This window comes from Amycolatopsis sp. NPDC049159 (genome assembly GCF_040648295.1).
GTDB lineage: Bacteria > Actinomycetota > Actinomycetes > Mycobacteriales > Pseudonocardiaceae > Amycolatopsis > Amycolatopsis pretoriensis_A.
In genome coordinates, this window is the sequence record NZ_JBEZDL010000009.1 from 141,710 (window position 1) to 155,469 (window position 13,760).

Annotated in this window: 13 protein-coding genes; 8 read left to right on the forward strand and 5 right to left on the reverse strand. The window is 72.9% G+C overall.

All coding sequences use genetic code 11. The features are described from left to right. Window positions 1-89 precede the first annotated feature (89 nt). A complete protein-coding gene (locus AB0B33_RS18730) occupies window positions 90-710 on the forward strand; it encodes a TetR/AcrR family transcriptional regulator (RefSeq protein WP_247025008.1) in 621 nt (206 codons plus the stop codon). Here AB0B33_RS18730 and AB0B33_RS18735 read toward each other — a convergent pair. Next, entirely contained in the window at window positions 700-1,923 is a 1,224-nt protein-coding gene (locus tag AB0B33_RS18735; RefSeq protein WP_360773108.1) for a WYL domain-containing protein, read from the reverse strand. The two genes, AB0B33_RS18730 and AB0B33_RS18735, sit on opposite strands and share 11 nt — an antisense overlap. 53 nt (window positions 1,924-1,976) lie before the next feature. Here AB0B33_RS18735 and AB0B33_RS18740 point away from each other — a divergent pair, with 53 nt between their 5' ends. Together AB0B33_RS18740 and AB0B33_RS18745 are read left to right on the forward strand one after the other, a co-directional pair. After that, window positions 1,977-2,540, forward strand: a complete 564-nt coding sequence (locus AB0B33_RS18740; RefSeq protein WP_360773111.1) for a DinB family protein — start codon at window positions 1,977-1,979, stop codon at window positions 2,538-2,540. Next, window positions 2,537-3,625: a winged helix DNA-binding domain-containing protein gene (locus AB0B33_RS18745; protein ID WP_360773114.1), complete on the forward strand. Its 1,089-nt coding sequence runs from the start codon at window positions 2,537-2,539 to the stop codon at window positions 3,623-3,625. Before AB0B33_RS18740 ends, AB0B33_RS18745 begins: the two co-directional genes overlap by 4 nt. Here AB0B33_RS18745 and AB0B33_RS18750 read toward each other — a convergent pair. Beyond that, the gene (locus AB0B33_RS18750; RefSeq protein WP_360773117.1) at window positions 3,622-4,578 is read right to left on the reverse strand and encodes a YafY family protein; all 957 of its coding nucleotides are present in this window, start codon (window positions 4,576-4,578) and stop codon (window positions 3,622-3,624) included. The two genes, AB0B33_RS18745 and AB0B33_RS18750, sit on opposite strands and share 4 nt — an antisense overlap. A gap of 111 nt (window positions 4,579-4,689) precedes the next feature. Here AB0B33_RS18750 and AB0B33_RS18755 point away from each other — a divergent pair, with 111 nt between their 5' ends. Next, window positions 4,690-5,148 carry a nucleoside deaminase gene (locus AB0B33_RS18755; RefSeq protein WP_360773120.1) on the forward strand — a complete coding sequence of 153 codons (459 nt, stop codon included), beginning with the start codon at window positions 4,690-4,692 and terminating at the stop codon, window positions 5,146-5,148. A gap of 25 nt (window positions 5,149-5,173) precedes the next feature. Beyond that, window positions 5,174-6,136 carry a 2-oxoglutarate and iron-dependent oxygenase domain-containing protein gene (locus tag AB0B33_RS18760; protein WP_360773123.1) on the forward strand — a complete coding sequence of 321 codons (963 nt, stop codon included), beginning with the start codon at window positions 5,174-5,176 and terminating at the stop codon, window positions 6,134-6,136. Between the two features lie 42 nt (window positions 6,137-6,178). Here AB0B33_RS18760 and AB0B33_RS18765 read toward each other — a convergent pair whose 3' ends face one another. Continuing rightward, window positions 6,179-7,450, reverse strand: a complete 1,272-nt coding sequence (locus AB0B33_RS18765; RefSeq protein WP_360773126.1) for a GGDEF domain-containing protein — start codon at window positions 7,448-7,450, stop codon at window positions 6,179-6,181. Between the two features lie 229 nt (window positions 7,451-7,679). Here AB0B33_RS18765 and AB0B33_RS18770 point away from each other — a divergent pair, with 229 nt between their 5' ends. Beyond that, window positions 7,680-8,639, forward strand: a complete 960-nt coding sequence (locus AB0B33_RS18770; protein WP_360773129.1) for a chitinase — start codon at window positions 7,680-7,682, stop codon at window positions 8,637-8,639. Window positions 8,640-9,106: 467 nt separating this feature from the next. Continuing rightward, entirely contained in the window at window positions 9,107-10,480 is a 1,374-nt protein-coding gene (locus AB0B33_RS18775) for a cytosine permease (protein ID WP_360773132.1), read from the forward strand. Here AB0B33_RS18775 and AB0B33_RS18780 read toward each other — a convergent pair. Both AB0B33_RS18780 and murJ read right to left on the reverse strand, forming a co-directional pair. Further along, complete coding sequence (locus tag AB0B33_RS18780; protein WP_247025018.1) at window positions 10,444-10,932, reverse strand: hypothetical protein; 489 nt, start codon at window positions 10,930-10,932, stop codon at window positions 10,444-10,446. The genes AB0B33_RS18775 and AB0B33_RS18780 overlap by 37 nt on opposite strands. Window positions 10,933-11,059: 127 nt before the next feature. After that, entirely contained in the window at window positions 11,060-12,841 is a 1,782-nt protein-coding gene (gene murJ, locus AB0B33_RS18785) for a murein biosynthesis integral membrane protein MurJ (RefSeq protein WP_360773136.1), read from the reverse strand. Between the two features lie 122 nt (window positions 12,842-12,963). Between murJ and map the strand changes: the two genes are divergently transcribed. After that, the gene (gene map, locus AB0B33_RS18790) at window positions 12,964-13,755 is read left to right on the forward strand and encodes a type I methionyl aminopeptidase (protein WP_247025020.1); all 792 of its coding nucleotides are present in this window, start codon (window positions 12,964-12,966) and stop codon (window positions 13,753-13,755) included. The last annotated feature ends 5 nt before the right edge of the window (window positions 13,756-13,760 follow it).

Genomic DNA, 13,760 nt, shown 5'->3' on the forward strand with positions numbered 1-13,760 from the left:
CCGAAGGTTAGCGCTTGCTTACAATGGGCATGTCCCGGCCGGCCGTCGGGGCCGCCACTTGCGGTGGGGCTCTCTGGAAGGATCACCGGATGACGATGTCGCTCTCGGCCGAACTGTGGCCGGACGTGCAGCCGGAGACCGCTCGGCGGCTCATGCTCGCCGGGGTGGAGGCCTTTGCCAAGCGGGGATACCACGCCACCACCACGCGGGACATCGCCGGGGCTGCCGGGATGTCGCCCGCCGCGCTCTACGTGCACTTTCCCTCGAAGGCCGCGCTGCTCTTCGCGATCAGCCGGTACGGGCACGAGCAGACCCTCGCGCTGGTCGAGAACGTCGTCGCGAAGGTGTCCGATCCCGTCGAGCGGATCCGGCTGATCGTGGAGGACTTCGTGGCCTGGCACGCGCGGCGGCACACCGTCGCGCGGGTCGTGCAGTACGAACTGCAGGCACTGCCCGAGCAGGAGTTCGAAGTCGTCGCCGAACTGCGGCGGCGGATCGAGCGGATCGTGCGCAAGGTGATCGCGGACGGCGTCGAAGAGGGCGTTTTCACCGTTTCGGACCCGCACATCTCGGCGAGAGCAGTGCTCTCGCTCGGCGTCGACGTCGCCCGCTGGTACAGCGAGCGCGCCCGGCAGACGCCCACCGCGCTCGGCAAGGAGTACGGCGGGCTCGTGTTGCGGATGCTCGGCGTGACGCCAGTCACAGACTGAGCGGTCGGTCAGCAGCGGCCGTGTAACGACGTGCCAAGCGCGCAAACGCTTCACGGAGCTCGGGTGGCCCGACGACCTCGATGTCCGCGTCGAAGCGTCCGATCGTCGCGGCCAGGCCGATCCACGACCAGGCACCCAGCACCAGGCGGCAGCGGTCCGGGCCCAGTTCCTCGACGACGCCGTCGCGGGCGTACTCGGACACCACGTGCGCCGGCAGGTCGAGGAGCACTTCGCCACGGCACGGCCAGTCCCCCGACAGGTCCTTGCCGGTGAAGCGGCTCGCGACGAAGGCCGCCACGTCGCCGCCGGGCAGCTCGCGCGGGGAGAACCGCGGGCCGGCCGGCACGCGCGGGGTGATCCGGTCGGCGCGGAAGGTGCGCCAGTCCGCGCGGTCGAGGTCCCACGCCACCAGGTACCACCGGCCGCCCCAGGTGACGACGTGGTGCGGCTCGACCCGGCGCGGCGGCCCGGCGGGCACACGTTCGACGCGCGGCTCGCCCCGGGACGGCGAGTCGGCGGCCACGGAGTCGACGTGGGGCACCTCGCGGTGCGGCGGCCCAGCGGGCACGGAGTCCGAGCGGGGCACCTCACCGGCGCGGGGAGCTCCGTCGGGCACGGAGTTCGAGCGAGGCACTTCACCGGCTCGGGGCGCCCCACCGGCCGCAGAGTTCGAGCCAGGCACCGCAACCCTGGCGACCGCGGAGTCGGCGCGCGGCACCTCACCAGTCCCCCGCGCCCGCCCACCGCTCACGTAGTCGAACCGCAGCACCTCCCGGGCATGCACCGCGGAACTCAACGCGGCCAGCACCGACGGGTCCACCCGCGGCCCGGCCCGGTCCGCAGCCGTCACCCGCAGCGCGTCCACCCGATGGCGCAGCCGCGCCGGCATCACCTGCCGGACCGTGTTCAACGCCCGCGCCGCCGCCTCCTCGATTCCCGCGCCACTCGCCGTCCGGAGGGCGACTGCCAGGGCCACCGCCTGGTCGTCGTCGAACAACAACGGCGGCAGCTGCGAACCCGCGTCGAGGCGGTACCCGCCGTCCGGGCCCTTCACCGCCGCGATCGGGTAGCCGAGCTCTCGCAGGCGGTCGACGTCGCGGCGTACCGTGCGCTCGCTGACCTCCAACCGCGACGCCAGCAGCGCACCAGGCCAGTCGCGGCGGGCCTGGAGGAGCGACAGCAGAGCCAGCAGCCGTCCGGAAGTTTTCGGCATGCGCCGATCTTCCCAGGAATAGCGGACACACCCTGTCCGCTACCCTTGCCAGAGTGGTCCTCGTGCAGAACGACACCGAACGCAACGACCTCATCGCCGAACTGGCGGCCGCCCGCGCCGCCCTCACCACCCCGGCGCGCGATCTCACCGACGAGCAGGCCGGCGCGCGGCCGACCGTCAGCGCGCTGTGCCTGGGCGGCCTGCTCAAGCACGTCGCCTCCATGGAAGAAAACTGGCTGCGCTTCGCCCTGGAAGGCCCCTCCGCGATGCGCTACGACCTCCCCGAGGGCGTGACCTGGGCCGACATGGCGGCCGGCACCGCTCGCGAGTTCCCGCAGTGGGCGATCGACCACCAGAACGAGTTCGCCATGCAGCCCGGCGACACCCTCGCCGGGATCCTGGCCCGCTACGAAGACGTCGCCAAGCGCAGCGAGGACATCATCACCAGCCTGCCCGACCTGTCGGTCACGCACCCGCTGCCCGACGCGCCGTGGAACCAGCCGGGCACGACGTGGAGCGCGCGGCGGGCGCTGCTGCACGTCATCACCGAGACCGCGCAGCACGCCGGGCACGCGGACATCATCCGCGAGGCGCTGGACGGTCAGAAGTCGACGTGACCGTCCTGGACACGCGGGCGCTCAACCGCGCCACGCTCGCCCGTCAGCTGCTGCTCGAGCGCGCCGGACTGCCGGTGCACGACGCCGTCGCCCACCTCGGTGGGCTGCAGGCGCAGGAGCCGCAGGAGCCGTTCACCGGGTTGTGGTCGCGGCTGCGCGCCTTCGACCCGGCGGCGCTTTCGGAGCTGCTGACCGGGCGGCGCGTGGTGCGGACGCACCTGATGCGCCGCACCGTCCACCTGCTCGCCGCCGAGGACGTGCTGGCGTGGCGGACGCGGTTCGACGCGATGCTGCGCCAGCGCGTCCTGGGCACCTACCGCCGCGAGCTCGCCGGGGTCGACCTCGGCGAGCTCGCGGCGGCGGGCCGCGCCGTGCTGGCCGACGGCGAGCCGCGCTCGATGGGCGACCTCGCCCGCGCGGTCGCCGGACGCTGGCCCGGCGCCGGGCCGCGGCCGCTCGGGGAAATGCTGGTCGCCGCGCTCATCCCGGTGGCCCAGCTGCCGCCGCGCGGGCTGTGGCGCGTCAAGGCCGGCGTGCGGAACCTGCCGCTGACGGCCTGGCTGGGCCGCGACGTCGACCCGCTCGCCCCGGACGACGTGGCCGGGCAGGCGCTCGTGCGGCGCTACCTCGCGGCGTACGGTCCCGCGGCGACCGCCGACCTGCGCGCGTGGAGCGGCCTGGCCGGGCTGCCCGCGGCGGTGAAGGCCGTGCGCGAGGAGCTGGTCGTGTTCCGCGACGAACGCGGGCGCGAGCTGCTGGACCTGCCCGACGCCCCGCGCCCGGACCCGGACACCCCGGCGCCGGTGCGGTTCCTGCCCGCGTTCGACAACGCGATCCTCGGCTACGACGACCGGAGCCGGATCATCGACGACGCCCACCGCGGGCTTTCGGTGGCCGGCGAGCGGGTGGTGCTGGTCGACGGCCGCGTGGCGGCGACGTGGCAGGTGGCGGACGGCACGGTGGTCGTGAAGCCACTGGGGCGCTTGCCGAAAGCCGACCGGGCCGCCGTCACGGTGGAAGGCGGTGAGCTGGCGTCGTTCCTCTCCGACGGCGAAAGCGATCGCGTCCGGGTCGAAGCGGGCTAACCGACCGCGCGGGCGAACCGCTCCGCCACCTCGCGCAGCAGCTCCACCAGCCCCGGCGGCGCCTCCTCCACCACGAAGTCGTACCCCCACTGCGCCAGGTGGTACGGGACCGTGTCGAGGGTGTTCGCCCCGGTCCGCACCCGGCAGCTGTGCTCGTCGATCGCCTCCACGGCACCGGACGTCGGCGGGATGCGGCGCGCGAGCACGTCGGCCGGGGCGGCCACGCGCAGCACGAGCTGGTGCGGGTACGGCGCCATCGAGATCTGCTGCGAGACGTACGCCGCGAGGTCTTCGGCCGGGGGTTCGCGCGGGGTGAAGCGGAAGCTCGCCGCCGGCACCCCGGTGATCCGGTCGACCCGGAAGGTGCGCCAGCCGGCGCGGTCGAGGTCGAAGGCGACCAGGTACCAGCGCCGGCCGGTGTGGACCAGGCGCAGCGGCTCGACCGAGCGTTCCGTCTCCGCGCCGGACCGGTCGCCGTAGCCGAAGCGCAGGCGCTCGTGGTCGCGGCAGGCGGCCGCGATCGCGGTCAGCACCGACGCGTCCACCATCGGCCCGGCGCCGGGCAGCGAGACCGTCGCCGCGGCCACGGCGCCCACGCGCGGCCGCAGCCGGGCGGGCAGCACCTGCTCCAGCTTCGCCAGCGCGCGCACCGACGTCTCCTCGATGCCGCTGACCGTGCCGCTCGCCGCCGTGCGCAGGCCGACCGCGACCGCGACGGCTTCGTCGTCGTCCAGCAGCAGCGGCGGCAGCGCGGCGCCCGCGCCGAGCCGGTAGCCGCCGGCCACCCCGGGCGTCGCGTGCACCGGGTAGCCGAGGGAACGCAGCCGCTCGACGTCGCGGCGGATCGTGCGGACGTCGACGTCGAGCCGCGACGCGAGGTCCGCGCCCGGCCAGTCGCGCCGCGCCTGGAGCAGCGAGAGCAACCGGAGCAGGCGTTCCGAAGTGCCGTACATGGCACGCAGTGTGCCAGACATCGAGGACAGTTCCGGTCCTCGATCCGCCGGATGGTGCAGCCGTGCGGTCAAACACTTGCCAGGCACCGCCCCGGCCGGAAAGAGTGACGCATGCCGATCGACCCGCACGCCCTGCTCGCTGTCGCCCGCGAGGAAGCCGAGCTGGGCAAGGCCGAAGGCGGCGTGCCGATCGGGGCCGCGCTGTTCGACACCGCGGGCACCCTGCTGGGCCGCGGGCACAACCGGCGCGTGCAGGACGCCGACCCGTCGACGCACGCCGAGACAGCGGCGTTCCGCAACGCCGGCCGGCGCCCGCACTACCGCGACACGATCATGGTCACGACGCTGTCGCCGTGCTGGTACTGCTCCGGTCTCGTCCGTCAGTTCGGGATCGGGCGCGTCGTCATCGGCGAGGCCACGACGTTCCACGGCGGGCACGACTGGCTCGCCGGGCTCGGCGTGGCAATCACCGTGCTCGACGATCCCGCCTGCACCGCGCTGATGACCGAGTTCATCGCCGCGCGCCCGGACCTGTGGTTCGAGGACATCGGGGTCGAGAAGTCCGAATAGGACAGTGCTGTTGCGAGGAGCCGGTATGCCGTCATCCGTTCCGCTCGTGGACCTTTCGCCGTGGTTCGGGGGGACGTCCGAAGGCCGCGCCGACGTGGCCGGCGAGATCGACCACGCGCTGCGGGAGTCCGGTTTCCTGCTGGTCACCGGGCACGGCGTGCCGGACGAGCTGCGCCACCGGACGCGCGAGCTGGCGCGGGAGTTCTTCGCGCTGCCCGAGGACGTCAAGCAGCGCTACGCGGTCACGGTCGGCGGGCGCGGCTGGCTGCCGCCCGGCGTCGAGGCCAACGGCTACGCCGAGGGCACCGAGACCCCGCCGGACCTCAAGGAGTCCTACTCCGCCGGCGCGGACGACGGCGTGGGCGTCGCCGAGATCGACGGGTTCTGGTTCCAGCCCAACGTCTGGCCCGGCGAGGTGGCCGGCTTCGCCGAGACGGCGACGGAGTACATGCGCCGGATGCGCGCGCTGTCGGACCACCTGCTGGAGATCTTCGCCGCGGCGCTCGGCCTGGCCCAGAGCCACTTCACGCGGCACACGGCGCACCCGACGTACACGTTCAACATCAACTGGTACCCGCCGATGACGCACGTCGGCGCGCCGGAGGCGGACCAGTTCCGGATCGGCCCGCACACCGACTTCGGCACGGTGACGGTGCTCGACCGCCAGGCCGGCGTGGGCGGCCTGCAGGTCTGCACGGCCGACGGCGAGTGGGAAGACGCGCCGTTCCACCCGGACGCGTTCACGGTCAACATCGGCGACCTGATGGCCCGCTGGACCGGCGACCGCTGGCGATCGACGCGCCACCGCGTCCTCCCCCCGGCGGCCACCGCCCCGGACGAGGACCTGGTGTCGCTGATCTTCTTCTACGAGACCGACCACGACGCCCGGATCACGTCGCTCGCGCCGCCGCTGGGCAAGCGGACGTACCCCGAGGTGATCGCGGCGGAGTACCTGCGGGAGAAGCTGACCGCGATCACCGTCGGCTGAGTCGTCGTGGGTGTTCAGGGCGGTGGGAACCGCCCGGAACACTCACGAGCCGGGGTCGGCGCAGATCGTCCGGTTCCGCCCCGCCGCCTTCGCCCGCAGCAACGCCGCCTCCGCCGCCAGCAGCGCACCCGACAAGCGACCGTCCGCCGCACACGCCGCGACCCCGATCGACGTGGTCACACCGACGAACTGGGGGCCGTCGGCCGAGGACTTCAGCGCCACCAGGGTCGAGGCGATGCGCAGGCGGATGCGTTCGGCGATGGCCATCGCGTCGAAGCGGCCGGCGCCGGCCAGCAGGACCGCGAACTCCTCGCCGCCGGAGCGGCCCACCAGGTCGGCCGAACGGACCTCGTCGCGCAGGGTGTCGGCCACCGCGCGCAGGACCGCGTCGCCGATGCGGGCGCCGTAGCGGTCGTTGAGGCGGCGGAAGTGGTCGAGGTCGAGCAGCAGCACCGCCGGGCCGGGGCCGGCTCCGGCGAGGCGGTCCAGCCGGGCTTCGGCGGCGCCGCGCCACGACGCCGCGGTCAGCACGCCGGTGCCGGGGTCGAGGGTGACGTGGTCGCGGCGGCCGAGGCCGAGGCCGCCGCGGTGCAGCACCACCGTGGCGCCGGCCAGCACCGGCACCAGGAGCGGGGCCGCCGCGGTGGCCCAGGCCAGCGGCAGGCCGAACGCGGTCATCGCGGCGTCGAAAGCGTGGCCCGGCGCGGCTTCGCGCGGGCGGCGGGGGCCGTCGGCGGCGGTCACGAGCGCGGCGTTCACCGCGAGGAACACCAGGACGGCGGCGGTCAGCAGGAGGACGGTGCGGGAGTCGAGGACCGCGCCCAGCGGCCGGACGCCGGTCGCGGTGAGGAACGCGCCCGCGACGAGCCCGGCCAGCGCCGTCGACGCGGCACCGAACACCTGCCGGTACACGGGTCTTCTGCGGACCCGGAACCACTGGTGCACGGCCGACAGCACGACCAGGGCGACCGCGAGGCCGGGCCGGAGCACCAGCACGCCGGCGAAGATCCACGGGGTGTCGACGCCGGGGCCGAGCAGGGTGTCCTCGCGGTGGCGCTCCACCGGCCGCGCGAGCTCGGCGGACACCAGCAGCCCGCCCAGGAGCAGCGCGAACGGCCCCAGCATCGCGGGCAGGGGCGGGAACCGGACGGCGGCGAGCGCGACGGCGGCGACGGCGAGGACGTCGACCGCGACGAGGTAGAGCACCTGACCGCGGCGCGGCAGCCGCCACAGCGCCCAGCGCGCCAGCACGACGGCGGGCAGGAACCGGCCCGGGCGGCGTCCTCCGCCGGCGGCGACCGAATCCCCCACCATTTCGGCAAAGTAGCCGGAATGCCCGGCCCTGTCGATCCGCCTTCAGGGGAATCTCACACCCGCCGACGCTCGGGAGCCGCGCGCGCACCGTGCGTCATTTTCCGGCCGAAGGAGGGTTGACACACAACATTGGTCTAGTCCACTGTGGGGTGGCACACAACGCTCCTCCCGGGATGATCCCGCCGCCTCAAACCGGAGGTGCTCCAACCTGCTCGTTTGGAGGACCCCTATGAAATCCCTGCGCCGTCTGGTGACCCTCGCGTTCGCGGCCGGAGCCGCGATGGCGACGGCGGTCGGTCTCGCCCCGCAGGCCATGGCCGCGGTGGACCCGGTGCTCGCTTCCCCGTACCTGTACCAGTGGGGCGGGCAGACCAGCCCGACCGCGGCGATGTCCGCGACCGGTGTGAAAGCGTTTACCCTCGCCTTCGTCCTGTCGGACGGCACCTGCAACCCGAAGTGGGACGGCAGCCGTTCGCTGACCGGCTCCGACAAGACGATGATCCAGAACATCCGCAACGCGGGCGGGGACGTGATCCCCTCCTTCGGCGGCTGGTCCGGCACCAAGCTGGGCTCGAAGTGCACGTCGGCCTCGGCGCTCGCGGGTGCGTACCAGAAGGTGATCGACGCCTACGGCCTCAAGGCGATCGACCTCGACATCGAGAACACCGACGAGTTCCAGAACAACACGGTGCAGGACCGCATCCTCAACGCGGTCAAGCTGACCAAGCAGAAGAACCCGGACCTGAAGGTCGTCATCACCATCGGCACCACCACGACCGGCCCCGACTCGTGGGGCAAGCGCCTGATCAACCAGGCCAAGGCGATCGGCGCCGGCGTCGACGTCTGGTCGGTCATGCCGTTCGACTTCTCCAGCGGCGGCGACATGGCCGCCCTGACGAAGTCCGCGGTCGACGGGCTGAAGAACCAGCTCAAGACCACGTTCGGCTGGAACGACGACACCGCCTACCGGCACAGCGGCCTTTCCTCGATGAACGGCAAGACCGACAACGCGGGCGAGACCGTCACGGTCGCGAACTTCACCTCCATCCGCGGCTACGCGACGAGCCACCACCTGGCCCGCTTCACGTTCTGGGCCACCAACCGCGACTGCAGCGGCGGCGGCGAATGCAGCGGCATCACGCAGGACAAGTACGCGTTCACCAAGATCGTCGCCGGCTACACCGGCTGACACCGGCCCGTAGTGGGGCTGTCGGAGGCCCTCTCACCGGCATCGGGGCCGGTGAGGGGGCCTTCGCGGGTACCGGTCACCGGGAATCGGGCCTCTCGCGAAGTCCGGCGGCCCGCACTGTCATGAACGAGTCGTTCACCGCACCAGACGACATGAACGAGTCGTTCACGACATCACGGCCGGGGTCCCGGCAAATTCACGCGGCCAGGCCACCCTGCCGCCGGTGACCCCGCTCGCCCCACGTCCGGTGCAACGCTGCGAACTGCACCAACGCGACTTTGCCGGAGCCCTGTCGCCGGACGTCATGACGACCCGTTCATGACGACCCGCGACGCCGGGCAGGCCGCCCACCACGCCGACGACTTTGCCGGTCCCCCGGACACCAAGGCCGTCAATGTGGCATTCACGGCCGGTCCGGCGGCCGGAACCGTCACACCGCCGCAACTTTCACCGCTTACCGTCCTTCCATGACGAGGACCGAGAGCGCCGGCTACGGCGACAAGGTGGTGGCCGTCGAGCCGGGCGGGGTCGAGCCCGTCGCCGACGCCGACCGGCACGGGACGCCGCGGCAACTGGCCTGGACCTGGGCCTCTCCCAACCTCGAGTTCGCCACCGTCTTCGTCGGCGTCCTCGCCGTCACGGCGTTCGGGCTGACGTTCTGGCAGGCCGCGCTCGCCGCCGTCGTCGGGAACGGGCTGGGCGCGCTCGCGCACGGCGTCCTGTCCGCGCGCGGGCCGCGCTACGGCGTGCCGCAGATGGTGCTCGGGCGGGCCGCGTTCGGCTACCGCGGCAACCTCCTGCCCGCCGCGCTGATGTCGGTGATGGCGGGCATCGGGTGGTTCGCCGTCAACAGCGTCAGCGGCGCCTTCGCCCTCGCCGGTCTCACCGGGCTGCCCGTGCTCGCCTGCCTCGTGCTCGTCGTCGCGCTGCAGATCGTCATCGCCTTCTTCGGGCACAACCTCGTGCAGGCCTACGAAAAGTACGTCTTCGCCGTCCTCGCCGTCGTGTTCGCCGCGGCGAGCGTGGTCGTGTTCACGAAGTCGGGCGCCACGCCGAACACCGGGAGCGTCGGCGGGTTCCTGCTCACCGTCGGCACCGCGTTCGGCTACACCGCGGGCTGGAACCCCTACGCCGCCGACTACACGCGCTACCTGCCGAAGACCGCGTCGAAACGCGCGATCGGCCGCTACGCCGGGCTCGGGCTGTTCCTGTCCACCACCGTGCTGATGCTCGCCGGCGCCGCGTCGACGACCATCGGCGGCCCGGCCGACGCCAACCCGGCGACGGCGTTCACCGGGCACCTGCCCGGGTTCCTCGCCGCGGCGACGCTGCTGGCCATCACGCTCGGCGCGGTCGCGGCGAACGTCCTGAACGTCTACTCGGGAGCGCTCGCCTTCCTCGCCCTCGGCGTCCGGCTGCCGCCGGCCTGGCGCCGCGCGGCCGTCGCGCTCGCCTTCGGCGCGGTCGGGTTCGTGCTCGCCTGGCTCGGGCTCGGCGACGCCGGGCACGCCTACGAGAACTTCCTGCTGGTCATCGCCTACTGGATCGGCCCGTGGCTCGGCGTTCTGCTGGCCGACCACCACCTGCGCCGCGGCACCGACTTCGGCGCGCTGCTCGCCGACGAGAACCACCGCAACGCCGCCGGGTTCACCGCGTTCCTGGTCGGCCTGGTGGTCTCCGTCGGCCTCTTCGCGAACCAGGCGCTCTACACCGCGCCGATCCCGGAAGCCGTGCCCGGCACCGGTGATCTGACGTTCGCGGCCGGGTTCGTGCTCGCCGCCGGGACCTACCTGCTGCTGCGCCGTCAGCGCACCGGCGTGCCGTCGCGGCGGCAGCCGTAGGGCGAGCACCGGCCCCAGTCGTACGTCGGCGGCGGGAGGGTGACCGTGGCCGTCGAAGGCGGGGGCAGCTCCACCGTCACGGTCGGCGCCGGCGTGGCGGTCGGCGTCCGGCGCGCGTGCATCACCACCGGGGACGGCGTGGTCGTGCTCGTCGGCGCGGCGACCGCGCTCGACGACGGGGCGCCGGTGGCCGGCTGCAGCTGCGGGAACTGCGTCGACCCGGGCACGGGTTCCGGCCGCGTCGCCAGCGCGAGCACCAGCCCGCCCAGCACGACGAAGACCGCCGCCGCCAGCGCGAACCGGCCGCCCGACCCGCGCGGCCCGGGCTCGGTGCCGCGCCGCGCCGCCGTTTCGGCCGAGCGCGAACCGGGTTTGCGCGGCCGCGCGCCCGCCGCCCGCAGCAGTTCGTCGACCGTGACCCGATCCCGCCGCCTGCGCGCACTGCGCGTCATGCACGACCTCCGCCCCGTAGCTGCACCGGGTGGATCGTAGGAAGCCGCGCCGGAATTGTAAACGCGCTGATCGCAGCGGTCTCGTAATCGTTCCGAGACATCCGGATCGCCTTCCCGGCCGTAGTCGTCAACGAGGCGCGAACCGCCGCAGGAGAGCGCCCACGCGCCGGGTCACGGGGGTGAACTCCGGGAGCTTCAGCAGCGCCAGCAACCCGAACGGGACGGCCATCCCGAGCAAGGTCTGGACCGGCAGTTTCACCCACGCGGCGGGGATCGGGCCGAGCGAGCCGGGCACGGCGTAGCCGGCCAGCACCGCCGCCCCGACGCCGAGCGCGCTGACCCCCAGCACGATCAGGCCGACCCGCAGCGACCGCTTGCTGCGCAGGTGCCCGAGCCGGACCCACAGCCAGACCTGGCCGAGCACGGCGCCGACCACGAACCCGGCGCCGTTGACGAGCATCACGCCGTAGACGATGTGCTCGCCGTCGAGCAATCCCCGGCAGAGCAGCAGCAGCGGGATCTTCACCGCGGTCATCACGAGCATGATCAGCGTCGGCGTCCGGGCGTCCTTCATCGCGTAGAACACCCGCAGCTGCAACATGACCAGCGCGAACGGCAGCAGCCCGACGGCCGAGACGGCGAGGGTCTGGCCGAGCCGCTCGGCGTCTTCGAGCGTGCCGCGGCCCCAGGTGAAGATCGCGATGCCGATCGGGGTGCCGACCACGGCCAGCACCGCCGAGATGGGCACGAAGAGCACCGTGGACATCCGGGACGCGAGCGAAAGGTCGCCGACGAGCGAACCCGTGTCACCGTCCGCGGCCGCGCGGCTCATCCGCGGCATCAGCGCGGTCAGCAGCGAAACGCCGAGGATCCCGTACGGCAGCTGGAAGAGCAGCGACGCGTAGCTGTAGGCGGTGACCCCGCCGCTGGTGCCGCCGGTCAGCACCCGGGTGGTGACGACGAACCCGACGTGGCTCACCACGACGTAGCCGAGGATCCACGCGGCGAGCCCGCCGAACTCCTTGATCCGCGGGTCGAAGCCCCAGCGCCAGCGGAACCGGAACCCGGTGCGCAGCAACGCCGGGATCAGCACGACGGCCTGCGCGACGATGCCGAGCGTGGTGCCCAGGCCGAGCACGAGCAGCTTCGGGTCGCTCATCCGGGCCGGGTCGAGGACCAGCTCGCCGGGCACCACGGCGAACACCACGAGCGTGCCGGTGACGACGACGTTGTTGAGCACGGGCGCCCACGCCGGCGGGCCGAAGACGTTCTGCGCGTTGAGGATCGCCGACAGCAGCGCGAAGAGGCCGTAGAAGAGGATCTGCGGCAGCAGCAGGTACGCGAGCGCCGTGGTCAGCCCCGGGTTGGCGGTCGCGGACGATTTGTCGACGTAGAGCGCGGTGAACACCGGGGCGATCGCCACCGCGACCGCCGTGCCGACGGTGAGCAGCACCAGCGCCATCGTGATCAGCCGCTGCGTGTACGCGCGGCCGCCGTCCGGGTCGTCGTGGGAGCGCACGAGCAGCGGCACGACGACACTGGCGAGCACGCCGCCGAAGAGCAGTTCGAAGACGATGTTGGGCAGCGTGTTCGCGACGGTGAAGGAGTCGTTGACGACCCCGGTCCCGACCACGGCGGCCAGCAGCAGCTTGGCGACGAACCCGGTGACCCGGCTGACCGCGGACGCGACCGCCATCCGCCCGCTCGAGCGGGCCAGCGACGACCCGGCGCCCTCGCCGCGCCCGGCGCTGACCGGGGACGCGGGCGGGCGCGCGACGATCTGGGTGGCGAACTCGTCGTAGGGCCGGTGCGAGACGTCGAGGTCACGGGTCGGCCAATGCGGGCCGCGCAGCTCGCTGGGGAGGAAGACCGTCGCGTCGTCGTCGACCGGTGGTGGGGGTTCCGCCATGGCCCAAGCCTGCCAGGTCGGGCGGGTTTTCGTCCCCATTCCGGACCCGACTGGTATTTCTATACCGGAAACGTGCTACCGTTCCGGTATAACTATACCGACTCTGGTAACGCGAGGTTTTCGTGATCGAACTGAAGACGCCTGCGGAAGTCGACCGCATGCACGTCGCCGGGCGCTTCGTCGCCGAGATCCTGACCGAGGTCGGCCGGCTCGCCGACGTGGGCGTCAACCTCATGGACCTCGAGCACCACGCGCGCGGCATGATCAAGCGGCGCGGGGCCGAGTCGTGCTACTGGGACTACGCGCCGTCCTTCGGCGAGGGCCCGTTCCGCAACGTCATCTGCCTGTCGGTCAACGACGCCGTCCTGCACGGCCTGCCGCACGACTACGTGCTGCGCGACGGTGACGTGGTCACGGCCGATCTCGCGGTCAGCATCGACGGCTGGGCGGCCGACTCGGCACGCACGGTGATCGTCGGCACCCCCGCCGAGGCGGACCTGCGGATCATCCGGGCGACGGAGGTGGCACTGGAAGCGGCGATCGACGCGGCGCGCCCCGGCAACCGGCTGGGCGACATCTCGGCGGCGATCGGGGCGGTGGCCCGCGAGTACGGCTACCCGGTCAACACCGAGTTCGGCGGGCACGGCATCGGCCGCACCATGCACGAGGACCTGCACGTCCCCAACCAGGGCACGGCCGGGCGCGGGATGAAGCTGCGGCCGGGGCTGACCCTCGCGCTGGAGCCGTGGTTCGCGGCCACGACCGACCGGATCGTCTTCGATCCCGACGGCTGGACGATCCGCTCGGCCGACGGTTCCCGCACGGCCCACTCCGAGCACACGATCGCCGTCACCGAGGGCGCTCCCCTCGTGCTCACCCGGCGCGAAGCGGAACTCGCCGACGGGAACGGATGAGCGAA